Source organism: Winogradskya consettensis, assembly GCF_018332715.1.
Lineage (GTDB): Bacteria > Actinomycetota > Actinomycetes > Mycobacteriales > Micromonosporaceae > Actinoplanes > Actinoplanes consettensis.
Window position 1 is genome coordinate 28,345 of the sequence record NZ_BOQP01000019.1, and the last position, 22,855, is coordinate 51,199.

General features: G+C 69.7%; 23 protein-coding genes. 10 read left to right on the forward strand and 13 right to left on the reverse strand.

Features of this window, described 5'->3' with window-relative positions; genetic code table 11:
- From Aco04nite_RS19440 to Aco04nite_RS19450, 3 genes are read right to left on the reverse strand one after another with little or no spacing between them, the layout of a single operon-like run.
- A complete protein-coding gene (locus Aco04nite_RS19440) occupies positions 1-1,788 on the reverse strand; it encodes a sensor histidine kinase (protein WP_244876126.1) in 1,788 nt (595 codons plus the stop codon).
- 5 nt (positions 1,789-1,793) lie between these two features.
- Positions 1,794-2,483, reverse strand: coding sequence for a response regulator (locus tag Aco04nite_RS19445; protein ID WP_212998660.1), 690 nt, complete (start codon positions 2,481-2,483; stop codon positions 1,794-1,796).
- 10 nt (positions 2,484-2,493) lie between these two features.
- On the reverse strand, positions 2,494-3,048 hold the full coding sequence (locus Aco04nite_RS19450; protein ID WP_212998661.1) for a hypothetical protein: 555 nt from the start codon (positions 3,046-3,048) through the stop codon (positions 2,494-2,496).
- Positions 3,049-3,161: 113 nt separating this feature from the next.
- Here Aco04nite_RS19450 and Aco04nite_RS19455 point away from each other — a divergent pair, with 113 nt between their 5' ends.
- Positions 3,162-4,583: a glycoside hydrolase family 43 protein gene (locus Aco04nite_RS19455; protein WP_212998662.1), complete on the forward strand. Its 1,422-nt coding sequence runs from the start codon at positions 3,162-3,164 to the stop codon at positions 4,581-4,583.
- Between the two features lie 76 nt (positions 4,584-4,659).
- Positions 4,660-4,920, forward strand: coding sequence for a hypothetical protein (locus tag Aco04nite_RS19460; protein ID WP_212998663.1), 261 nt, complete (start codon positions 4,660-4,662; stop codon positions 4,918-4,920).
- A gap of 74 nt (positions 4,921-4,994) precedes the next feature.
- Here the strand turns inward: Aco04nite_RS19460 and Aco04nite_RS19465 are convergent, their stop codons facing one another.
- Positions 4,995-5,453 (reverse strand): cupin domain-containing protein, encoded by a 459-nt coding sequence (locus tag Aco04nite_RS19465; RefSeq protein ID WP_212998664.1) that lies wholly within the window; start codon positions 5,451-5,453, stop codon positions 4,995-4,997.
- 57 nt (positions 5,454-5,510) lie between these two features.
- Positions 5,511-6,440, reverse strand: coding sequence for an AraC family transcriptional regulator (locus tag Aco04nite_RS19470; RefSeq protein WP_212998665.1), 930 nt, complete (start codon positions 6,438-6,440; stop codon positions 5,511-5,513).
- An 81-nt stretch (positions 6,441-6,521) separates the two neighbouring features.
- On the opposite strand from Aco04nite_RS19470, the gene Aco04nite_RS19475 reads away from it, so the two are divergent.
- The 4 genes from Aco04nite_RS19475 (at position 6,522) to Aco04nite_RS19490 (ending at position 10,689) form a co-directional block, all read left to right on the forward strand.
- Positions 6,522-6,995, forward strand: coding sequence for an anthrone oxygenase family protein (locus Aco04nite_RS19475; protein ID WP_212998666.1), 474 nt, complete (start codon positions 6,522-6,524; stop codon positions 6,993-6,995).
- 77 nt (positions 6,996-7,072) lie between these two features.
- The gene (locus Aco04nite_RS19480; protein ID WP_212998667.1) at positions 7,073-8,926 is read left to right on the forward strand and encodes a M4 family metallopeptidase; all 1,854 of its coding nucleotides are present in this window, start codon (positions 7,073-7,075) and stop codon (positions 8,924-8,926) included.
- A 220-nt stretch (positions 8,927-9,146) separates the two neighbouring features.
- Positions 9,147-9,632, forward strand: coding sequence for a MarR family winged helix-turn-helix transcriptional regulator (locus Aco04nite_RS19485; protein ID WP_244876120.1), 486 nt, complete (start codon positions 9,147-9,149; stop codon positions 9,630-9,632).
- A 121-nt stretch (positions 9,633-9,753) separates the two neighbouring features.
- On the forward strand, positions 9,754-10,689 hold the full coding sequence (locus Aco04nite_RS19490) for an MBL fold metallo-hydrolase (protein ID WP_212998668.1): 936 nt from the start codon (positions 9,754-9,756) through the stop codon (positions 10,687-10,689).
- 18 nt (positions 10,690-10,707) lie between these two features.
- Here Aco04nite_RS19490 and Aco04nite_RS19495 read toward each other — a convergent pair whose 3' ends face one another.
- Genes Aco04nite_RS19495 through Aco04nite_RS19505 form a run of 3 tightly spaced genes read right to left on the reverse strand, consistent with a single transcriptional unit; the run spans position 10,708 to position 13,955 of the window.
- Positions 10,708-12,078 (reverse strand): ABC transporter substrate-binding protein, encoded by a 1,371-nt coding sequence (locus tag Aco04nite_RS19495; protein ID WP_212998669.1) that lies wholly within the window; start codon positions 12,076-12,078, stop codon positions 10,708-10,710.
- On the reverse strand, positions 12,078-13,031 hold the full coding sequence (locus tag Aco04nite_RS19500) for a carbohydrate ABC transporter permease (protein WP_244876121.1): 954 nt from the start codon (positions 13,029-13,031) through the stop codon (positions 12,078-12,080). The genes Aco04nite_RS19495 and Aco04nite_RS19500 overlap by 1 nt, the downstream gene beginning before the upstream one ends.
- A 9-nt stretch (positions 13,032-13,040) precedes the next feature.
- Positions 13,041-13,955 carry a carbohydrate ABC transporter permease gene (locus tag Aco04nite_RS19505; RefSeq protein WP_212998670.1) on the reverse strand — a complete coding sequence of 305 codons (915 nt, stop codon included), beginning with the start codon at positions 13,953-13,955 and terminating at the stop codon, positions 13,041-13,043.
- A gap of 93 nt (positions 13,956-14,048) precedes the next feature.
- Between Aco04nite_RS19505 and Aco04nite_RS19510 the strand changes: the two genes are divergently transcribed.
- Both Aco04nite_RS19510 and Aco04nite_RS50240 read left to right on the forward strand, forming a co-directional pair.
- Positions 14,049-15,125, forward strand: a complete 1,077-nt coding sequence (locus Aco04nite_RS19510; protein WP_212998671.1) for an ROK family transcriptional regulator — start codon at positions 14,049-14,051, stop codon at positions 15,123-15,125.
- A complete protein-coding gene (locus tag Aco04nite_RS50240) occupies positions 15,122-15,547 on the forward strand; it encodes a snapalysin family zinc-dependent metalloprotease (protein ID WP_438874926.1) in 426 nt (141 codons plus the stop codon). Before Aco04nite_RS19510 ends, Aco04nite_RS50240 begins: the two co-directional genes overlap by 4 nt.
- A 52-nt stretch (positions 15,548-15,599) precedes the next feature.
- On the opposite strand, the gene Aco04nite_RS19520 is transcribed toward Aco04nite_RS50240, so the two are convergent.
- Both Aco04nite_RS19520 and Aco04nite_RS19525 read right to left on the reverse strand, forming a co-directional pair.
- Positions 15,600-16,118 (reverse strand): GNAT family N-acetyltransferase, encoded by a 519-nt coding sequence (locus Aco04nite_RS19520; RefSeq protein ID WP_212998673.1) that lies wholly within the window; start codon positions 16,116-16,118, stop codon positions 15,600-15,602.
- 138 nt (positions 16,119-16,256) lie between these two features.
- On the reverse strand, positions 16,257-16,829 hold the full coding sequence (locus Aco04nite_RS19525; RefSeq protein WP_212998674.1) for a YbhB/YbcL family Raf kinase inhibitor-like protein: 573 nt from the start codon (positions 16,827-16,829) through the stop codon (positions 16,257-16,259).
- 69 nt (positions 16,830-16,898) lie between these two features.
- Between Aco04nite_RS19525 and Aco04nite_RS19530 the strand changes: the two genes are divergently transcribed.
- A complete protein-coding gene (locus tag Aco04nite_RS19530) occupies positions 16,899-17,324 on the forward strand; it encodes a MarR family winged helix-turn-helix transcriptional regulator (RefSeq protein WP_212998675.1) in 426 nt (141 codons plus the stop codon).
- Here Aco04nite_RS19530 and Aco04nite_RS19535 read toward each other — a convergent pair.
- Genes Aco04nite_RS19535 through Aco04nite_RS19545 form a run of 3 tightly spaced genes read right to left on the reverse strand, consistent with a single transcriptional unit; the run spans position 17,319 to position 22,146 of the window.
- Positions 17,319-17,921, reverse strand: coding sequence for a hypothetical protein (locus Aco04nite_RS19535; RefSeq protein ID WP_212998676.1), 603 nt, complete (start codon positions 17,919-17,921; stop codon positions 17,319-17,321). The two genes, Aco04nite_RS19530 and Aco04nite_RS19535, sit on opposite strands and share 6 nt — an antisense overlap.
- Positions 17,918-18,736, reverse strand: a complete 819-nt coding sequence (locus Aco04nite_RS19540; RefSeq protein WP_212998677.1) for a tetratricopeptide repeat protein — start codon at positions 18,734-18,736, stop codon at positions 17,918-17,920. The genes Aco04nite_RS19535 and Aco04nite_RS19540 overlap by 4 nt, the downstream gene beginning before the upstream one ends.
- Before the next feature lie 59 nt (positions 18,737-18,795).
- A complete protein-coding gene (locus tag Aco04nite_RS19545) occupies positions 18,796-22,146 on the reverse strand; it encodes a WD40 repeat domain-containing serine/threonine protein kinase (RefSeq protein WP_212998678.1) in 3,351 nt (1,116 codons plus the stop codon).
- A gap of 67 nt (positions 22,147-22,213) precedes the next feature.
- Here Aco04nite_RS19545 and Aco04nite_RS19550 point away from each other — a divergent pair, with 67 nt between their 5' ends.
- Entirely contained in the window at positions 22,214-22,846 is a 633-nt protein-coding gene (locus Aco04nite_RS19550) for a DUF7019 family protein (RefSeq protein WP_212998679.1), read from the forward strand.
- The last annotated feature ends 9 nt before the right edge of the window (positions 22,847-22,855 follow it).

Sequence of the window (22,855 nt, forward strand, 5' to 3'; positions counted from 1 at the left end):
CTAGACCGGCGCGGGCGCGACGGGCATGGTGACGGGCATCGTCACGGTGAACGTCGAGCCCGCGCCGAGGGTGCTGGTGGCCGTGATGGTGCCGCCGTGGGCCTCGGTGAGTTTGCGGGCGATGGCCAGACCCAGGCCGCTGCCGCCGGTGTGTCTGCTGCGGGAGCTGTCCGCGCGCCAGAACCGGTCGAAGATCTTCGGCAGGTCGGCGGTGGCGATGCCGGTGCCCGTGTCGGTGACCTCGATGGTGAGCCGGCCATCGGTGACCTGGGAGCGGACGGTGACGGTGCCTCCGGGTGGGGTGTGCCGGACGGCGTTGGAGACGAGGTTGCCGACGAGTTGGCGCAGGCGGACGGGGTCGACGATCACTTCGGGGTCGCCCTCGCACGCGAGGGTGAGCCGGACCTGGGTAGCGCCGCGGTGGGCCTCGACGACCTGGTCGAGGGCGTCGTTGATGTAGGTGGGCTCGGGGTGGATGCGCAGGGTGTCCGCGTCGGCGGCGGCCAGGTCGCGCAGGTCGTCGATGACGTGCTGCAGCAGTGCCGTCTCCTCCAGCAACAGGGCGAGCAACTGCGGGTCGGTGGGCGCCAGGCCGTCCTGCGCGGCCTCCAGCCAGGTTCGCATGTTCGTCAGCGGCGTCCGCAGCTCGTGCGCCACGTCGCTGACCATCGCCCGGCGCTGCTGCTCGGTCCGGTCCCGGCGCTCCGCGAGATCGTTGAGCGCGGTAGCGAGGTAGCCGATCTCGTCGTTGGTGGTGACCGGCACGCGGGCCTGGTCCTCGACCGGGCGTCGCGCCGCCTCGGTGAGCGTGCGCAGCGGCCGGACCAGGCGCGCACCGACCAGCACGGTGATCAGGATCGCCAGCAGCAGGACCGCACCGGTCACCGCGGCGATGCGGATGAGGTTGGCGCGCGACAGGTTGAACGTCGGCTGGGTGGTGCCGTCAGCGGGGTCGGTCACGAAGAGCAGGGCCGCGGGCGCGACGTACGGCTTGAGCTGGCTCTGCCGCGACTCCACCACGCAGGCCCGGACCTGTTTTGCGCGGGCGACGCTGGGGGGCTTCTCGCTTTCGCCGAACATGGACGTGAAGTCCGTACCTATGGAGATCTTCGCCCGGTAGTTGTCGGTGCCCAGGCACGCCAGGGTCATCGTGGTGAGCTGGTCGAGGGCCGGTGTCTCGGTCTTCGTGGGCTCGTCGAGGTCCGGGCCCGCCAGGCAGTCCGGATAGGTGATCGCGGTGGTGGTGCCGGGTTGCCGGACAGTCGGCCGGCCGTTCGCCGCGACAGAGATCTCGGCGGCGATCCCCACCTTGGTGAGACAGGAGACCTGCTTGTCCGCGGCGGCCCGCAGCGTCCGGCGCTCGGCGGAGGTCAGTTTGTACGGCCCGACCGCGCGCGGGTCGATGGTCTGCGTGCCGCCGGTCAGTTTCCCGTCGAGGTGCAGCGGGTCGACGGTCGCCGACGGCCGGGCATCGGCGAGCGACGGCCCCGGGGCGGAGTCGGCGATGATCTGCCGGTCCTGCGTGGTCGTGAGGGTGATCCGGCGGCCGAGGGCGCGGGCGCGTCCGGCGACGACGGGACCGACCTCCGACCAGTCCTTGTGGGTCGCCGCGTAGCCGAGCAGCGTGTCGTAGACGCTGGTGTCGTCCGCCAGCGAGCGGCCCTGCTCCTGACGGACGGCCTGCGTGGTCGACTGAACCACGAGCCAGGCCGTCGTCACGGTCGCGCAGATCGCCACCAGGATCGAGGTCGCGAGCAGCCGGACGATCAGGCTGCGGTGCGGGGGCACCCGGGTCAACTCGCGCCGCCGGTCAGCTTGTAGCCGATGCCGTAGACGGTCAGCAGCTGGGCCGGTCGCCGCGGATTCTCCTCGATCTTGCGGCGCAGGTTCATCACGTGCACGTCGATGGCCCGTTCCATGGAGTCGCGGTCCAGGCCGCTGGTGTGTTCGAGCAGCTGGCCACGGGTGAAGACCCGGTCGGGCTGCCCGGCCATCGCGGCGAGGATCGCGAACTCGTCCGGCGTGCACTCGATCCGCTCCCCGGCGACCGTCACCTCGTGCCGGTGCGGGTCGACGGCGAGCCGGCCCGCCCGGATGACGCCGGTGGAGTTCGGGGCCCGCTGCGTGCGGCGCAACAGGGTCCGGACCCGGGCCATGAGCTCCCGCGGGCTGTACGGCTTCGTGAGGTAGTCGTCGGCGCCGAGCTCGAGCCCGAGCACGAGGTCGTCCTCGCTCGCCCGGGCGGTGAGCATCAGGACCGGCACGTCGGACTCCTCGCGCAGGATGCGGCACACGTCGAGCCCGTCGAGCTTCGGCATCATGACGTCGAGCACGACCAGCTCCGGCCGACTGGCCCGGACCTCGTCCAGTGCGGCCCGGCCGTCGTGCACGACCGTGGCCCGGTGCCCGTCGGCCTCGAGATAGCGGCGCAGGATCTCGGCCTGGCGTACGTCGTCCTCCGCGACCAGCACGAATGCGCCCATGGCGGGAACTCTACTTTTTGGCGGCGACTTCGCGCTGGCAGGCGTCAAGGTATTCCCCGGTCAGGGCGATGGAGCGGGAGTCGTTGTCCTTGCCGCCGGCCGAGATGCCGATGCCGTCGTCGTTCACCTCGACGTACTTGACGCCCTTGGTCTTGAGGCACTTGACCGTGTCCCGCGCGAAGTCCTTGGCTTCCGGGTTCGCGGGGTCGGTCTCCCACGGCGGCAGCGGCCAGAAGTTCTTGCACTTCTCCTGCGCCTTCCGTAGCTCCTCCGGGACGTCGTCACCCTCCGCCCAGCTCGCTCCCGACTTCTCGTCGGCGAAACCCTGGGCCTTCATGCATTTCTGGTACGGCTTGACGAGCGCCTGGTAGTCGGCCTCGGTGTCGTCCAGCCGTTGCCGGGGCCGCTCGGGCGTCGCGGACGCCGACGGGGCCGCGCTCGCCGAGGGCGGGACGAGGGTCGCCACCCGCGGTTTCTCCGCCTCCGGCTTCCCCTGGCCGCACCCCGTCATGCCGAGAACCGCGATCATCGCTACCAGACCGAGCCGTGCAGACGTCCTGAACACCCGTTTCTCCCTCGCTCATCCGTCATCCGGGGCAAGGATCGCGAACGGTTATGAGGAAGCTGTGAGCACGGACATAGGGTCAGGTATCGTCCCCCTTCGATGGAGGTTCCCCCATGACCCCGTCCGTCGCCCGGAGAGCGCTGTGGCCGGTGCTTGTCGCCGTGCTCGCCCTTATGCTCTCGTCCGCCGCTCCCGCACAGGCCGCGACCGGCACTTTTCGCAACCCGGTCGGCACCGGACCCGATCCGTTCATGACGTACTTCAACGGCAACTACTACCTGACGATGACGAAGGGCGACTCGATCACGATGCGGCGCTCACCGAGCGTCGCGGGGCTGCTGAACGCCCCGGCCGTCGAGGTGTGGCGCGACACCGACACGTCCCGCAACCGTGACGTGTGGGCGCCGGAGTTCTACCGCGTCGGCACCCGCTGGTACCTCTACTACACGGCGGACAACGGCGTCGACGAGAACCACCGGTTGTTCGTGCTGGAATCCGACGCCGACAACCCGCTCGGCCCGTACCACTTCAAGGCCCGTCTCGTGCCGCCGAACCGCGACGTGTTCGCGATCGACCCGTCCCTGATGCAGCACAACGGCAAGCTCTACCTGGCGTGGGCGGGGACGAACGCCTACCAGCACAACGGCATCAACGTCGCCCTGCTGTCGAACCCCTGGACGGTCTCCGGCAACGCTGTCGCGCTGAACGCCGCCGGGGGCTGCGCCGAGGTCCGGGAGGCGCCGGAGTTCCTCTACCGCAACGGCCGCACCTGGATGACCTACTCGACGTGCGACACCGGAAAACCGGACTACCAGTTGTGGCAGCTGAGCATCGCGGGCACCGCCGACCCGCTCGTCCCGGCCAACTGGGTGCAGCGCAGCGGAGCCGTGTTCGCCCGTTCCGACGCGCACGGCGTCTTCGGCCCCGGTCACCACGCGTTCTTCACCAGCCCGGACGGCACCCAGGACTGGATCGTCTACCACGCCAAGACCACGAGCGTCTTCACGTACGACAACCGCACCACCCGGGTGCAGCGGATCGGCTGGAACGCCGACGGCAGCCCGAACCTGGGCGAGCCGCTCGCGGCGGGTGCCACCCAGGACCTGCCCTCGGGTGACCCGGGACCGTCCACCGGCTGGATCAACGATGACGGTCGGAGCAGCGGTGCGGGCTCCCTCGCGTACGCGGGGACCTGGAATTCCGGCACCACCTGCGCCGCGCAGTGCTTCTGGGGCGACGACCACTGGAGCGCGGCGACCGGTGCCACGGCGACCTTCACGTTCACCGGGACCCAGGCCGCCCTGCTGTCGGTGCGTGACGTCGGTAACGGCATCGCCGCGATCAGCGTCGACGGCGGCGCCGAGCAGCGGGTCGACTTCTACGGCGCGATCCGGGTCGGGGAGAACGTCAACTACCTTTCCCCCAAGCTCGCTCACGGTACGCACACCCTGCGCGTCCGCGTCACCGGTGAGAAGAACGCCGCCTCCACCGCCGCGAACATCAGCATCGACCGCGCCGAGATCTGGACCAGCTGACCCCCGGCAAACCACTCAGCGGAACAGAACCCGGACAGCGTGCAACACTTCCGAGCTCATAATCGTCTATAAGGGTGTGAAGTCATTTCGCTGCCGTAGCGCCCTCCAGCGGCAACCCGTCCCCGTCGAGAGCTACGGGTGGGTGCTGGAGGCGTTACGTGAGCACTTCGAGACGATCGGCACGGCGGCCGGCGGGCCGGACGAGGCGAAAACGGACGCCATCGTCGCGGCCAGCCGCCGCCTCGCCCGCCGGCACCGGATCCAGTTCGCCGTCCTGGCCTGCGTCCTGACGCTCGCCGCCGCCGCGGCCGGCCTCGAGGCCGGCACGCTGCTCTGACCGCGCACTTCTCCAGCCGGCGAAGGTCTGGCGAAGTCTGGCGAGGGGCTGGTGAGGGGCCGGCGACCCGCGTGCTATTCGGTCGGCGGGGGCCCCGCCACGCGTACGTGGAAGGCATCGGCCGAGGCCAGGATCGCGCCGATGTCGAAAGCGGGCGGGGCCTCGTCGACGCTGGAGACCGGTGAGCCGTTGGCCGTGAACCATTCCTCGACGTTGCCGGGGGCGAAGACGGCAGCCAGCCGGGCGGTTGTGCTGCGGACGAGATAGCTGTGCGCGACGCCGCGGGGGCCGTACGCCACCTGGCCGGGCTCGAGGTCGAACTTCTGGTCACCGACGAAGAACGTGATCTTCCCGTCGAGGACGATCCAGACCTCCTCCTCGTCCTCGTGGATGTGCAGGGGCGGCGCGTGGCCGGCGGAGTCGCTGAACTCCATGACGGACAGGGCGCTTCCGGTGGCCGCGCCGGGCACGAGCACGCGGGCCTGTCCACCGAGGAACCAGAAGGGCTTGGCGGTTTCGGGCAGAGTGGTCATGTCGGGAACGCTAGGAGGCCCGGCGGCGCAAGGCTTCAGTCAAAAGACTCAAACGGATCATGCACGTGTACGCAGGGTGCTCGGCGAGACCCCGCGGACCCGTTTGAACGCGGCGCTGAGGGCGAACGGGCCGGCATACCCGACCTCGCGCGCGATCGTCTCCAGCGTCGCGTCACTGTGGGTGAGCAGATCGGCGGCGCACGACAGCCGCCACTCGGTCAGGTACGTCATCGGTGGCACGCCCACCAGCTCGGTGAACCGGCGCGCCATCGCCGCGCGGGAGCAGCGTGCCTCCGCGGCCAGGGCGGCGACGGTCCAGGGGTGTTCCGGCCGGGCGTGGATGCAGGTGAGCGCGGTCCCGACGAGCGGATCCTCCTGGGCCGTGTACCACCGGGGCGGGTGCGCCTCGGGCCGGGCCAGCCAGGTGCGGACGGCGGTGATCAGGATGAGGTCGAGCAGCCGGTCCAGGATGACGTCCTGGCCGGGGGCGTCCCGGTCGACCTCGTGGATGACGTGCCGGATCAGCCCGGAGTCCCACTCTCCGGGCCGCAGCACGACCAGGGCGGGCAGCGCCGCAAGCAGCGACCGGCTGATCTCGGCGGGGGAGTGGTACGTGCCGGTCAGCAGCATCGTGGCGCCGTCCGGATCGTTGCCCCACGATCGCAGCCCGAGCGGTCCCATCGCGCGGGCACCGGTCACGCCGGGGATCGGCCGGCAGACCTGGTCCGGCCCGATCGCTACCTGGGGTCGTCTCCCGGCAGAACCGGCCACGGTGTACGGCTCCGGACCACACACGATCGCCACGTCCCCCGGCGCGATCTGTGCCGTCGCCGGGCCCGCCTCGATGTGGGCCGAGCCCCGGACGACCGCCACCAGGGTCAGCGGCGCCTCGTCCTCGATCCGCATCGACCACGGCTCGGACAGCAGCGAGCGCAGCAGGAACGCTCCCCGCGCCCGCGGGTTGAGCAGGCCGCCCAGCGGGTCCATACGGCCCAGCGTAGACGCTCGCGTATGCGGTCGCGGGGCTGCCGCATGGCTCGGCGTACCGGGCTGCGGTGCCATGGAGGCATGACTCGTACCTGGGATGTCCTCACCGCCGTGACCACCGTCGGCAGCGGCCTGCTCGCCGGCGTGTTCTTCGCGTTCTCCGCGTTCGTCATGAGCGGTCTGCAGCGGCTGCCGGGCCCGGACGGCGCGGCAGCCATGCGCTCGATCAACGTCACCGCGCAGCGTCCGCCGCTCATGATCGCCCTGTTCGGCGTCTCCGCGTTGTGCCTCGCCACGATCGTCCGCGCTCTCGCCACCTGGTCGGTGCCGGGAGCCGCGTGGTTACTGACCGGCGCGGCCCTGACCCTCGTCGGCGCACTCGGCGTGACCGTCGCGGTCAACGTGCCGCTGAACGACCGCCTCGACGCCGGCACGGTCACCTGGGCGCGCTTCCTGGCCGGCTGGGAACCGGCCAACCACGCCCGGACCGTCCTCTGCCTGGCGGGCTGCATGGTGCTGCTGATCGGAGCGGTCCGCCGGCATCAAGGACTGTGAATGCGCGGTTCAGTCGGTGTCCAGAGCGGACGTGTTGTATTCGGCGGGATCGACGACGAACAGTTTGGAGTTCCCGCATGAATTCACCACGCATCCGCCGCGGGGTGGCCGCGGCCGGCGGCGTTCTGCTGGCCTGTGTGCTGCTTCCCGTGAGCGCGCAGGCGGATCCCGCAGACACCGGGTCGCTCGGCGTTGTCGACATCGACCCCGGCACCGGGACGGTACGGCGGCTGGCCCGGCTCGACGGCTTCCTGACCGGGCCGAGCAAGGCTGCTCCCGAGAGCATCGCGCGTACCTATCTGGTGGCGAACCGCTCTGTTGTCGGGCTGACGAAATCCGAGATCGCGGCCCTGCGGTTACGCAAGGACTACGTGGACATCGAGGGCACGCATCACCTGAGCTTCGTGCAGAGCGTGGGTGGGGTCGAGCTGACCGGCAACGGCCTCAAGGTCCACATCGCCAGGGACGGCAGGATCATCGCGATCGACGGTACGCCGGTGGCCGGCCTGCCGGCGTCGGTCGGCACCGCGAAGGTGGCCGCGCCCCCGACGTCGTCCGAGGGCGACCGGGTCCGCCAGGTCGTCGTCAACACCGCAGCGGGCCCGAAGCTGGCCTGGGAGGTGACCGACACGGACGAGGGCTATCAGAGCGTGGTCGACGCCACCGACGGCACGGTCCTCTCCCGGCGCAGCCTCGTCGCCGAGCACCACGCGACGACCTGGGAGAACTACCCCGGCGCCCCGGCCGGCGGAACGCAGCAGACCGTCTCGCTGAACAAGTGGCTGCCGTCGAACGCGGCGAAGCTGGACGGCAACGTCGCGCACGTCTACACCGACGTCAACGCCGACAACACCGCCCAGGCCTCGGAGGAGGTGCTCCCGAACGCCCGGACCAGCTTCAACTTCCCGTTCACCGACTTCTCCGCCACGGTCGGCGCGCCCTGCTCCACCCAGCGGCAGTGCTCCTGGGACCCGGCCGTGCCCTACTCCTGGCAGGCCAACCGGGAACAGAACGCGACGCAGCTCTTCACGTACATCGGGACCTGGCACGACCACCTCGCCGCGGGCCCGATCGGCTTCACCCGCGCGGCCGGCAACTTCGAGGCCGTCGACGGCGACCCGGTCGTCGGCGAGGCCATGGACGGCGCGGACACCGCCGCCGGTCTGCCCGACAGCGACCACTTCAACAACGCGAACATGGCGACCCCGCCCGACGGCATGTCGCCCCGCATGCAGATGTACCTGTTCAACAGGTCCGCTTCCGTGCTGGCCGGCAACTCCGGCGACGCCGCCGACATCGTCTACCACGAGTACACCCACGGCCTGTCCGACCGCCTGGTGGTCGACGCGAGCGGCAACTCCACCATCATCAGCGCCCAGGCCAAGGCCATGTACGAGGCCTGGAGCGACTGGTACGGCCTGGACTACCTCGTCGACAGCGGCCTCGAACAGGACGACCCGGTCGACGGCGACGTCCGTGAGGGCGACTACATCCTGGGCGGCCGCTCGGTGCGCAGCGAAGCCATGGACTGCCCGGTCGCCAGCACCGAACCGGTCTGCGCGGGCAACCCCACCGCGGGCGCCGGCGGCTACACGTACGGCGACTACGGCAAGATCTACTCCCGCGGCGGCGCGGAGATCCACGCCGACGGCGAGATCTGGGCCCAGACCCTGTGGGACCTGCGCGCAACCATCGGCAGCTGGAAGTCCCGCTCCCTGATCACCCGAGCCATGGAACTGGCCCCCACGGACCCCTCCTACCTCGACATGCGCGACTCGATCCTCCTGGCCGACCGCGTCGTCGACCACGGCCACAACCAGACCGCGATCTGGCGTACGTTCGCCGCCCGAGGCATGGGCCTGCACGCAACCACCGAGGGCGCCACCGACATCACCCCCACGGAAGACTTCACGGTCCCCCGGCGCAGCTGAGCCTCGCGGGCCTTACATGTGCGAATGAGGACGGCGGCGGTCCCTGCGACAAACTCGATCTCCCGAACATCCCCGCAGGGACCGCCGGTGAAGTGCCAGGTCGTGCGGTCGACGAGCGCGCTAGTCGACACCGAATGTCCGAAGGAAGAAGTTCTTTTTCGAGAAATTCTCGGGTGATAACATTCACCAAGGACGGCGACGGTGTGGCCGGGTTCGAGTTGTGGAGATCGTTATGACGGTTAGTGACGCGCAAGCATCCGGGCCCCGACCTTCACTCGATTCCGAGCTCACCTGGCTGCTGCACCGGGCAGCTCAGCACATGCACAATGCCACCGGCGATCAGGCTCAGAAACACGGACTCACGCTGCGCGAATACATCGTGCTGAGCGCACTCGACAAGGCTCCCGGCCTCACTCAGGGAGAGCTCGGTAAGACTCTTAGCCTGGACAAGACCACCTTGATGAGCCAGCTCGACCGGCTCGAGCGCAAGGGTCTGGTGGTTCGCCGCAGCGCCCCTGGTGACCGCCGGATTCGTATCCCGGAGATCACCGAGAGCGGCGCAGCTCTTCGCGCCACAGTCGCGGAGGCCAGCGCCGCCGTCGAGGCCTCGGTGCTCGACGGGTTCAGCCGGGACAACGTCGCGTCGCTGCGCCAGATGCTCTTCGCCATCATCGGTGACAGCGAAGACCGAGGTTCCTGCTTGTGACGCCCGCAGCGGATGCGCTGCGGCACCTTCACTTTTAGTACTTCGGCGGGCGCTGAAGGTAAGTATTATTCTCAGGCAAGAACTTCTTGTCTCAGACATTCTCAGCTCGTATGGTATTTGCATGCCCTCGCTGACCGAGCCCAACCCGTGGTCACAGCCGCTGCCCGAGGCCTTCCCGCCGGCGGACCTGGCCATCTACCATCTGCCCACCGGCACCTACACGACTCGCGCGGCCCTGGCCTTCAAGGGCGGGTCGTTCGGCGACAAACGGCAATTCGCCTCGTCAGCGGTGTTGGTGCAACACCCCGACGGTGATCTGCTGATCGATGCGGGCTTCGGCGCCGACGTCGCCGCGCACATCGCGATGCTGCCCCGCTTCGTGCGCGCCCCTCACCAAACGGGTCTGACGGTCAGCAGTCAGCTGGACGCCATCGGCTACGACCGCCGTCGGCTGCGCGGTGTGCTGCCGACCCACTCGCACTGGGACCACGTCAGCGGCCTCGACAGCCTGCACGGCACACCCATCTGGATGAACGCGAACGAACGTGGGTACGCGGCCGGCGATCCGGACGGCAAGGTCTACCGCAGCGTGTCCCAGGGCCACGACATCCACGAGTACGGGTTCGACCACAAGCCCTACCTGGGCTTCGCGACGAGCTACGACGTGTACGGCGACGGCTCGGTGGTCATCGCCCTCGCCGGCGGCCACACCACCGGCTCGGTCATCGTCTTCGTCACCCTGCCCACCGCCAAGAGGTATGCCTTCATCGGCGACCTCACCTGGCAGATCGACGGAATCCGCCGTCGTGTCGAACGGCCCTGGCTGCTGAGCAAGCTCGCCGACAGTGATCCCGAACAGCTCCGGCAGGGCCTTCGCCGCGTGATCGCTGTCGAAGGGCACATGCAGATCGTCCCCGCCCACGACCTCGACTCCTACCAGGGAATCCCCTTGCTGTCCGCGCGGGCGGCCGGACAGCCCGGCCAGGACCGGACCGCGCCGACGGATCCAGCCCTCAATACCGGAACCGACACTCCCGCCACCACGACAGGAAAATGACACCGTGCCGACCGGCTGTCACTGGGCGACCTTGAAGAGGTCGTTGAGCTGGTTGTTGAGGTCGGTGAGGGAGCTGACCGGTTCGCTGCCGAGGTAGACCGCGTCGAGGCGGGGCTGGAGCAGGGCGGTGATGTCGGCGGCGTTGGTGGTCACCGGGAACAGGAACGTGGTCTTGTCGCGGACCTGGTTGGTGAACGGGGTGACGTCGAGGTTGCGTTCGGTCTTGTTGTACGCGATGGCGAGGTCGGTGGCCCCGGGGCGGGCGGGGAACACCACGCCGGACTGGCCGATGAGGTCCTGGCACTGCTCGCCGGACATGAACTTCACCCACTTCGCGGCGTTCTCCGGCTGCTTCGACAGGGTGGTGACCGAGTCGGCGAGGCCGTTGAACATGGAGGCTCGTTTGCCGGTGGGGCCGATCGGGGTGGGGGCGATGGCGATGTCGAGCTTCTTGCCGTTGGCGTCGGTGAGTTTGCTGAACGTCGAGATCATCCAGGATCCGCTGATGCCCATGGCGGCGATGCCCGACTGGATCTGCTTGTCGGTGCCGATGGAGTTGCTGCCGCCGATCTCGGCGTACGTGGGGAGGTAGCCCTTGTCCTTCAGGCCGAAGTACCAGCTCAAGGTGTCCTGCAGGGCCGGCTGGTCGAGGTTGAAGTGGGTGCCCCAGGGGTTCTTGTCGGTGACCTGCCAACCGGCGCTGGCGGCGAACGCCGACCACTGGGTCTGACCCCAGCCACCACCGCCGGCGCCCTCGGACGCCAGGCCGTGGGTCTTGACGTGCGTCTTGTCGAAGCCGGGTTCGTCGCCGCGGACGCCGTTGGCATCGATGGTCAGGTGCGCGACGAGTTTCTCGAACGTGCCGCCGTCCTGCGGGTTCCAGGAGAGGTTCTGCAACTGCGCCGGGTCGACGCCTGCGGCGGTGAGGGCGGCCTTGTCGTAGAAGAGCGCGACGGTGTCCCAGTCCTTCGGGGCGCCGTACCGTTTGCCGTCCTGGCCCTTCCACAGCTCGGCGAGGCCCTGCTGATAGTCGGCGTCCCGGATGTCGCTGGTGGGGCCGAGGTCGTCCAGGGGCCGGAGCACCTCGAGATCGACGTACTGGGCGAATCGTGCCAGGTGGTCGGTGAAGACGTCGGGGGCGGTGTCGGCGATGAAACCGGCGGTCAGCTTGGACCAGTAGCTGTCCCAGCCGTACTGGGAGATATTGATCTGCAAGCTCGGGTTTTCTTGGTGGAAGGCATCGGCGCATTTCTGATAGCCGGGCTGCTGTCCCGAGTCCCAGAGCCAGTATTCGATGGTGCCGTCGCGGCCGCCGGTGCCGGCGCCGCCGCACGCGGTCAGCAGGGTCAGGGTCAGGGCGGCCGCTGCGGCCAGGAGTCTGCGTGTCATCACTTGATCCCGCTGAAGCCGATGGAGTTGACGATGCGTTTGGCGAAGACCATGAACAGCAGCAGCATGGGCAGGGCGGCGACCAGTGTCGCCGCCATCAGCCCCGCCCAGTCCGGCCCGGTCTGCGGGGTCTGCGACTTGAAGACGCCGAGCGCGACGGTGAGCACCCGCGACTTGTCGGTGTAGCTGACCATCAGCGCCCAGAAGTACTCGTTCCAGACGGAGATGTAGGTGAGGATCGCGAGCGTCGCGATCGGGGCGGTGGACATCGGCAGGATGAGCCGGAAGAAGACCCGCACCTTCGACGCGCCGTCGATCAGGGCCGCTTCCTCGACCTCCTTGGAGATGCCGAGGAAGAACTGACGCAGGAAGAACACCGCGAACGGGGTCATCAGCATGCTCGGCAGGGCGATCCCGAGCAGCGTGTCCACCAGGCCGAGCTGTTTGATCAGGACGAAGTTCGGCAGCAGGGTGAAGATCGCGGGGATCATCAGGCCGCCGAGGAAGAACGCGAACCACTTCTCGCGGTGCTTCCACTCCAGCCGGGCGAACGCGTACGCCGCCATCGCCGAGAAGAACACCTGGCCGACGGTGACCAGGGTGGACACCACGACGGAGTTGAACAGGTAGCGCCAGAAGTCGATCGGCTGCCCGGCACCCCCGGCGTCGATCGCCTCCTGACCGCTCTGCAACCCGAAGACCCGCTCGAAGCCGCCCCACGACGGCTGGACGGGCAGCAGGCTGTCCGACCCGGCGTAGAGGGCGTTGTTGCTGGACAGCGCGGTGCGCAGCATCCAGTAGAACGGGAACAGGCTGCCGGCGATGACCAGGACCATGAAGGCCCAGGCGAAAGCGCGGCCGATGCCGAACCTGCGCGGTTCAGGCGGATCGACCGTACGCGCGGGAGGTGTGGGCCCGGCCGTGGTGACCGGGGGAGCGGTGTCGATAGCCATGGGTGATCCTCAGTTCAGGTCGGAGGAGTCGGCCCGGGTGACCCGGTACTGGACGAACGTGATGATCACGAGGACGAGCAGCAGGGCCACGGACATGGCGGAGGCGTAGCCGAACTGGAAGCGCCCGAACGCGACGTCGTAGATGTAGTACTGCAGCACCCGCGACGAGTCGACCGGCCCGCCCCGCGTGGCGATGGCGACGGTGTCGAACACCTGGAACGAGCCGACCACCGTGATGATCAGGACCAGCGCGAGCACGGGTCGCAGCAGGGGGACGGTGATGCTGCGGAACATCCGGGGTTCGCTGGCGCCGTCCATCCGGCCCGCCTCGTACATCGTCTCGGGAATGGTCTGCAGGCCGGCGAAGATCAGCAGGGCGGTGTAACCGACGTGGCGCCAGACGTTGATCGCGGCGATGGTCGGGATCACCCAGGCGTCGGACGACAGGAACGGGATCCGGTCCATCCCGAGGGCGGCGATCAGGGTGTTCCCGATGCCGAGCTGGTAATCCAGGATCCAGAGAAAGACCATGGCAGCAACAACATTGGACACGAGGTACGGCGTGAGCACAGCCCCGCGTAACCAGGTCCGTCTCGTGAGCCGTTGCATCAGCACGGCGATCACCAGCGCGATCACCGTCTGCAGGACGATGTTGACGAAGACGTAGTAGACGGTCACCCGCATCGAGTTCCAGAACACCGGGTCCTGGACCATCCGCACGTAGTTGTCCAGCCCGTTGAACTCCGGCGGCGTGAGCAGGTTGAACTTCGTGAAGCTCAGATAGATGCCGCGCAGGGTCGGCCACACCATGAAGACCAGGAACCCGATCAGCGCGGGCGCGATGAACAGCAGCGCGAGGCGGGTGTCGTCACGTTTCTTCGCTGGTGGGGTGCGGTCCGGGCGGGTCGTCGCGCTCAGAGCCATGGATCCTCCTTCGCGAGCTGTCCGTACTTTTAACCAGACTGAAAATAAACCGACATCGATCTAGTGACAAGGGTCACTATTTACCCTTGATGCATGGCCGCGCTGTCCGCTTCCGAGCTCGCCGTGACCCGCCACCTGCTGGTCCACGGGCCGACGACGCGTGCCGACCTCGGCGACCGGCTCCAGTTGTCGTACGCGTCGATGTCACGGCTGGCCCGCTCGCTGACCAACGGCGGGCTCGTCACCCAGGACGCCGAACCGGACTTCACCATCGGGCGCCCGCGTCAGATCCTGTCCGCGGTGCCGGGTGCGCGGCACGTCGTGGGCTGCAAACTCACGGCCGACATGGCGTACGGCGTCGCGTGCGACATGTTCGGCGAGGTCCTCACCACCGCGAAGGCGACCCTGCCGGCCCGGGACGCGGACGGCGTCGTACCCGTCGCCGCGGTCGTACGGACGATCACCCGGCTGGTCCGCAGACTCGCCCGCAAGGTGCCGCCCGTCGACGGCATCGCCGTATCACTCGGCGGCGTCGTCGTGAACCGCTCGATCGTCCGCGAAGGAACGTTCCTGGGCTGGCGCGACATCGACCTCGCCACCCCCCTGCGCCGGGACACCGGCCTCCCGGTCATCGTCACCAACGACGTCACCGCCCTGGCCCGCGAACAGCTCTGGTTCGGCGCCGGCCGCACCCACTCCACGTTCGGCCTGATCACCGTCGGCGCGGGCCTGGGCTTCGGCGTCGTCCGCGAAGGCATCGTCGCCGAGGAACTCATCGACAACGGCCACCTGCTCGCCCACTCGCCCCTCGACAGCCGCGGCCCTCGCTGCGGACTTGGGCACGCCGGATGCGTGGCTGCCTACCTCGACCGTGCCGCCGCCGCCCGTCGCCCGCGGGTCGCTGTTGAGGATTCCGCCCGGGCCCTCGGAAACCTGGCCGCCACGTTCGCCGGCGCGCTGCAGACCACCCGGATCGTCCTCGCGGGGGAGGACGTCGCCGAGATCGCCGCGAACCCCGCGATGACCGCCACGGTCGCCGACCGGCTCCGCCCCGGCCCCGACGAGACGCAACGCTGCACCCTCGACATCACCACGGCCACCCTGAGCTTCACCGACTGGGCGCGCGGCGCGGCCGTGGCGGGCGTACAACACGTCCTGGGTGCCCTGTGAGAAGCCTGGCCGGTGACTACACCCGGCGCGGCCCGGGAGGCGATCCAGATCTGGAACGACGCCGTCCCCACCATCAAGTTCATCGAGCGGGACACCGAGGCTCGCTGCGGGTTAAGGCCTACACCACGGCGAACGGCACGTCGTCGCACGTCTACATGAACGGTGCCGGCCGCGGCTGGGTCTACCTCGAGAACGGGGACACGCTGCTCTACAGGCCCCGCATCGTCGCCCACGAGCTCGGCCACATCCTGTCCCTGAACGACATCGGCAGGACCGACCCCAGCTGCTCCAAGCTCATGTCCGGCGCCCAGGGCGACACCGACTGCCAGAACGATCACCCCGACCCCGCGGAGATCGCCGAGGCCACCACCTTCTTCGACCGGAATGACGTCGGCGACCCGGTCCCGTGGTTCCACGGCTGAGCCCACCGGGGGGTGATGGCGAGATTGCGGAAGCTGACCCCGGCCTGACGTCTCAGGGCTGAGCGCGCCACTCGTCGCGGGTCAGGTCGAATCGGAGATCGCCGTCGTCGGGGGACGCCGGCCGGGGGTGCAGGCCGAGGCGTTGGAGCAGGGTGGAGGAGGCGGCGTTGGCCCGGTCGCAGCCGGCCGTGACGTGCTCGACGCCGAGGATGTCGAACACGTACCGCAGGAACGCGACCATGGCTTCCCGTGCGTAGCCCTGGCCGTGGAACGCGGGGTGGAACTGGAAACCGACGTCGCCCTCGCCGGCGGACACGAGGTACACCCCGACGTCACCGATCACCTTGCCGGATTCGAGATGCTGGACGGCGTACCCGTGCCAGGCGCTGGTGGCTCTTTCGTCGAGGACGGCCTGAGCGGCCAGATATCGGGCCGCCTCCTCGGCGGACTGCGGTGCGCCCTGAAGGAACTTTCGCACCCTCGGATCCGATTGGTACGCACAGAAGTCGTCCACATCCGCCATCGTGAACCGGCGAACAACAAGACGGTCGGTACGCAACGGCTCGATCACCCCGGCAGAGTAGCAACCGGCAGGCCCCCGCGAGCGAGCCTCAGGCCGCACTCGTCAGCGCGGCGCCGATGGCCTGATGCAGTGCCGCGCGACTGATGGTCACTGTTTCCTCGGGTGCGCCGCAAGCGTCAACGAATGTCAGTCGCGCTTGGTGCCTTCGAGGAAGGCGTCGGCGAGGACGTGGCCGTTGGCGGCGGTGAGGATGTCGGGCAGGCCGGTCAGGGGGTGGTCGGCGGGGATGGGGGTGTTGAGGGCGTAGAGGTGGAAGCCGTAGTGGTGGAGGCCGTGGCCGGGGAGGGGGCGGGGGCCGAGGTAGCCGGTGCGGCCGCGGACGCAGGGGACGTACCTGATGGCTTTGTTGTCCGGGGTGAGGTCTCCTTCCGCGAGGCCGGGGGTGGCGGGGTCCAGCAGGGCGATCGTGTGCAGGCCGGGGCGGTTCATCGGGACGTCGATGTCCTCCAGGATGAACAAGAGCTGGGCGGTGCCGGCCGGGATACCGGACCAGGCCAGGGCGGGGGCGATGTTCGGGCCGAGGTCCAGGGAGCAGTGCCGGTCGGGGATCTCGCCGCCGTGGGTGAAGGCGGGGCTGGTCAGGGTGATCGTGCGGGTGGTGGCCAGTTGGGGTGCGTTGCGGACGCTGAGGGCGAGGTCGGGGCGTTTGTTACGCAGCAGGCGGCCGAGCGGGTAGAGGATCGTGCCGAGGACGGTCATGGTTCTCCTGGGGGCGGGCCGAGCAATCTGTAGTATTACTATGGAACTGCTTAGTTATACTTCGCAACTGTGCGTGACACAAGCCACGATCTCGGCGCCGACCTGCAGTCCGCGGTCGCCCGGATCTACAGCCGGTTCCGGTCCGAGCGCTCCGAGGGCGAGCTCGGCGACGCCGCCGTCGGCGTGCTCATCGCGCTGGCCAAGAACGGGGCGCTGACGCTCACCGAGCTCAGCGAGCGGGCCCGGGTCACCACCGGGTCGATGAGCCAGACCGTCAACCGCCTGGTCACCGGCGGCTACGTGGACCGTGCCCGGGACCCGGCCGACGGGCGGCGCATGCTCATCGAGACGACCCCGGCGGGTGCCGAGGTGGCGGCCGAGGCCCGGGCGCATCGCGTGAGCTGGCTCAACGCGCGCCTCGCCGAGCTCACCCCCGCCGAGCGGGCCACCCTGGCGGAAGCCTCGGCCCTGATCAGGCGGATCGCCGACTCATGACGGCTCGGGGTAGGCGCCCTCGATGCGGACTCCCCGGTAACGGCCGCCCTTCTCGATCAGATCCTGGCTGATTGCCTGCCGGTAGGCCTCCTTGTAGGCCCGGCCGAGCGTGACTTCCTTGCGTGCCGCCTCGCGTCCGGCGTCGGTCCAGTAGGCGCTCCTCGGCGGCGTCGTCCACCGGCCGTTACCGGGGATGAACTTGAGGTATTCGGTCACCTGTGCCGTTGCCTGGGTGATGCGCTCGGTGTACCGGGTGACCACCGATGGGGCGCTGCCCGGTGCGGGGGGTACGACGCTCGCGTAGCGGGCCCGGAGGTCGAGCCACTCGCCGGCGTCGATCAGCGTGGACGGCTGCGGGCCGCCGTAGAAGGTCTCGAAGTGGGTGCCGAACGCGGGTGCGGCCAGCGGCAGGCCGAATGGTTCGGCGCGGGGCCGGCCGCACAGGGGGCAGGCGCCGTCGTACCAGAGTGCGTCGCCCCGGTGCGTCGCGCCGGGGATGTCGATCGCGCCGCAGGTGCAGGGATGCAGCTGAAGATAGATCTCGGCCTCGGCCAGGGTGCGGGCTATCGGGGTACGGCTCCGGCGGAAAAAGCTCATGGGCGGTCTCCGATCGCGGCGGCGAGGCGGGCGGCGAGTGCGGCTTCCTCGTCGCGGTGCAGGCGCCGGAGCACGGCCGCCCGGACACGATGGACCGCCGGGTCGTCCTCGCCGATGCCGGAGGCGATGTCCAGCATCGCCAATGCCTCCTCGTCGCGGTGCAGGTGCTGCAGCGCGTCGCCGAGCAGGGCGTACACCGAGGCCAGGGCGGTGAAGTCGGGGTTCTTCGCCGCGGCGAGCGTTCGTTCGCCGATGCGGACGCAGTCGCGGGGGCGCCCGGCTCTCGTGAGAGCCTCCATCCGCATGGCCGCCGCGTACAGATGGGCGGGATCGTGGCCGAGCGCCCTGTCGAACGCCGTGGCCGCGAGGGTCGCACGGCCACCGCGGAGGTGGATGACGCCGGTGTAGTGGTGCGCGTCCGCGTGCCCGGGATCGATGCGGGCCGTGGTGGTGAAGCTGCTGAGGGCCTCGTCGTGGCGGCCGAGCCGGAACAGCAGGAGGCCCCGGGTGAAGTGGGAGCCGGCCGGGGCGCCGGGCAGGCCTACGGCCTCGTCGAAGGCGGCGAGCGCCTGCTCCCATCGGCCGTCCTGGAACATCCGCAGGCCGCGGTGGTGTGCCGCCATCGCCGGGGTGAGGCGGGTGCGCCGGTCGGTGTCGGGATCGGTGACCGTGTCGCCGCACTCGTGACAGCGCCGGGACGGGCCGAGGCCGGCGGTGCACCGGTCGCAATAGGTACGGCCACAACCCGGGCAGTAGGTGTGTGTCCGCGACCAGTCCTCCGGGTTGTCCCGGGCGAGCCGGTTTCCCCCTGGCACCGTTGATACGGAGATCAGTCTGGTGCAGGCCCCGTTCTTCCCGTTGCAGCCCAGCACGGTCATCGCAGCGGCCTCTCCGGGAAGTCGATATCCCAGTCCAGTTCCCAGAGCCGGGCCACGGCGGCGTCCCGGACAAGCACGAAGCGCCCGTCGTCGCTGCCGGTGGCCTCGTCCCCGGGGCCGAGCACCCCGGCGGCCGTGCCCGTGTCGAGGTCCCACACCCGCACCACGTGGTCGTGCCCGGCGGAGATCAGGAAGCGCCCGCCCCGGACGGCTATGAGAGACCCGACCCCGGCGAGGTTCATGCCGGAGATCCGTCCTCGGTGACCGGGCAGGGTGTGGCGGCCGGCTCCGGAGGTGACGTCCCAGACCCGGATGGTGCCGTCCTCACCGGCGGTGACCGCGGTACGCCCGTCGTCCGTGAACAAGCCGTGCCGGACCGGTCCGGCATGCCCGGCCAGCCGATGCACCGGCTCGCCTCGCTCGACGTCGAAGGTCCACACCACCCGGTCACCCCACTCCCGCAGCAGGGCGGTCCTCCCGTCCCCGGAGACCCCGAGCGGATCCGAGATCAGCGGCCCGTGAGGCCCGCGCCGTTGGCGGCCGTCGTGCACCTGCCACAGCGAGAGCTGCCGTCGTAGATCGGTGACGAACAGCAGCTCGCCGGTCGGGCCGAGCCGTACGGAATCGGCCTGGCCCGGGGCTCCGGGAGGGTTCGGGATCCGCCGTGCGGCGGCGAGGTCCCACAGCCGGAAAGAGCCGGCAGGATCCCGCGTGACGGCGAGGCTGCCGTCGCCGCTCACCCTGATCGACGAGATCGTCCCGGACGGCCGGGCGAGCGTTCGCGGGTTGTCCGGGCCGGCGAGATCCCACAACCGCAGCCCGTGTCCGGGATCCGCGGTCAGCAGCCGGCCCGTGGCAGCGAGCGCCATGGCGGTGACCTGATCGGCGAGGGTCAGGTGCGGGTCACCCGAACGGGCGCCGCGGATCTGGATCTCGCTGTCGGCCTGGAGCACGATGTGGCGCCCGTCCGGTGTGATCGCGGCGCTTCTCCGGTCACCGGGGACGGGAATCTCCTGGATCGGCCAGGCGTCGAGCAGGGTCGAGGGCCGGCCCTGCCGGCCGACCCGGGCCCAGAGATCCAGCAGCGCCGGATCGCGGCGATGCCCGGGAAGGTCCCGCGCCTTGCGGAGCGCCGCGGCGGCTGCGGCACCGGTTGCGGGGTCCGTGGTGTCGAGGGCGCGGCGCACGGCGGTGAACGCCGCGCTGATGGTCTCGGCGCCGAGCGGCCTCGCGTAGGACCACGACATCCGCGGCCCGGCCCCGTTGAACTCGAGGAAGGCGCGGGTCTTCCCGCCCGGTGCCGTGGTCACGCCGCCCGCGCCCGTGTCGGTGATGGGGTCACTGTCCTCGATCGAGCCGCGTCTCCGGAGCATCCGGCCGGATGTCAGGTCCCAGATCTCGTCGTGGTTCAGCACCGCGTACGTCTCGTCGATGCTCACGGCCTCGACGTCGGGATCGTCACCCGCCGCCGGCGGCAGCGGCCGGGACAGCCCCATCCCGGGCGGCTCGTCGTCCGTCAGCTCGTCGTCCGTCAGCTCGTAGGAGAGCGCGACCGCGCTGGGCAGGCCCGGATCGTGCCGCGTGCCCGTGAAGCTGTGCCGCGCCGACGGGTCCAGGTCGGTCCCGCGGCCGTAGGGGACGGAATCAAGCAGGAAGCCGCTCTGGGCGTCCCAGGTGCGCAGTCTCAGGAGAAGCAGGTCGAGCCACGTGATCGCTGACCCGTCCGGCGTGAACCGCAGCCGGCCGACGGTGTCGCGCGGGAATCGGATGCCCGGTTGCAGCGTGTGGCGGCGGACCCCGGTGCTGACGAGCCAGGTGGTGACGGAGCTGTCCACGCAGGCCGCCACGAGGACGGCTCCCGTGGGATCCAGCGCGAGAGCACTCGGCTCGGCAGGCAGCGTGATGCGCGCCCGCTGCGCGCCCGTCGTCGCATCGTGAACGGCCACCACGGCGCCGTGCGTGCCGCAGGCCGCCGTGGAGCCGTCGGCGCTGACCGCGACGAACCCGTCGGCTCCGGCCCAGCTCGATAGCAACTCGCCGCTGGCCACGAGCCGCACCTGGGCCGAGCCGTTCCCGAGGGCGATGATCACCCGCCCGTCCGGGGTTACCGCCGTAGCGGTGGGAGCTATGCCGGTGAGCAGCTGCGCCGCGGCAGCGGGATGACCGCCTTCGAGCAGGACCATCGCGCGCAGGTGATCGACCTCCGGGTCCTCGTCGCGGGCCGACGCGGCGGCCCGCAGGTCCGCGTCCAGCCGGGTCGACGTCATCTCCCCGCGGCGCCAGCGGTGCAGGCCGAGGTTGTAGACGGAGTGCCGGTGGTACGGCTCGGCAGCTAGGGCTTCCTCCCAGGCGTGCCGGGCGTCGTCCGGGCGGCCGAGGTCGAGCAGCGACAGGGCGCGATTGTTGTTCTGGTCGGCTCGCAGGGCGGCCGCGCTGGGCTCCTCCCGGTCGTACGGGCTGCCGATCTCCGCCCGGTAGATCGCGAGCAGCTCGCTGATCGCCTCGTCCATGCGGACCGTTCGCCGGCGGGGATCCGTCTCGAAGCACCGGCGCAGCAGTGCCGCCAGCCGTGCGGGCATCGCCGGGATGGAGGTGTCTCGCTGGTCGTCCACCAGCCAGGCCGCGAAGAAGGTGTGGGCGTTCTCGCCGGCCTGCAGCGGCGTCGTGCCGGCGAAGATCTCGAAGACCGTGATCGCCCAGGACCAGATGTCGGTCGCCTTGGTCAGCGTCGCGGCGCCCTGCCCCTGCTCGGGTGAGCGGTACGCCGGTGTGAAGAGCCCGGCCCCGGTGACGGCGAGTGTCGACCCGGGCCGTGCGGGTGCCGCGCCGGCCGCCACCGCACGGGCCCGGGCCAGGCCGAAGTCGGTGATCTTCACGGTGCTGTCCGGTTCCTCGGTGAGCAGCACGTTGGACGGCTTGAGATCCTGGTGGATGAGTCCCGAGTCGTGCGCGTGCCGCAGCCCCCAGGCGAATTGAACGACTACGCCGAGCAGCCGTCGCAGGACATCCCGGTCGTCACCGCGGTAGAGGCGGCGTTTCGTGATCGCCTGTTCGAGGGTGCCGCCGGCGACCCATTCGGCGAAGACGAGCGGAGCGTCCTCGTAGCGGCGTACGTAGGCGCAGCTGACGGTGTGCGGGTGCAGGCCGAGGCGTACCCAGGTCTCGGCTTCCCGGGCGAAGAGATCCACCCGCTGCGGGGTGACCTCCTTCGCCACTTTGATCGCCAGGTCGATGTCCCAGCCGAGATGGCTGACGTGATAGACGGTGCCCATTCCGCCAGACTCGATCACGTCGTTCACCCGGTAAAGATCCAGAACGGTCTCACCCGTACGCCATTCGACCCCCATGAATTCAACAGTAGACACTCGTCGCTACCGTTGTCCGAAATGGCGCCGATCGATGGGTATGGTGATCATGGCTTTCCGGTATCTCGTCTATGTCAGCGACCGCAAGATTGACATGTTGCTGCCACAGCTCGACGCCGGTGCCACCCGGCAGCGCAAATGGGAGATCGGGTTCGACCTCAAACTGCTGAAGGCCAAGGCGACCGACGAGCCGCGGGCCGGGGCCGACCGGGTCACCCGGCTCGAGCGGGTCGTGCGATGGCTGCACGACCATGGCGATCTCGGCACCGTCGACAACCCTGGTCAGTTCGTGTGGGGCCTGATGCCGCTGCGCTGGGGGCCGATGATCGGTCAGGACGGGCATTCGATGATCTATCTCGGCGGCCGGGACGAGAAGACCGTCGTCGGGCTGGGTGGTTCCCGGGAGCACGTGTTCGGGCTGCCCGGCCAGGAAGCCGGGCAGGGCAGTCCGCTGAGCCGGTCGATGCTGCCGTCGTTGTTGCAGGCGATCACGCCGCCTGGGCACGGCACAGGTGTCGACGGCGACGAGGACGCGCTCGCCGCCGTGCACGCCGCCTCGACGGGATTGCGCGGCCCGGCCCAGAACATGGAGTTCATCGCGAAGCGGCTGCTGCAGGGGCCCGGACCGGACGGCACCGTGGTGCTGCTGGGCTCGCCGCTGTATGTCGCGCTGGTCGATTGAGCCGCGACG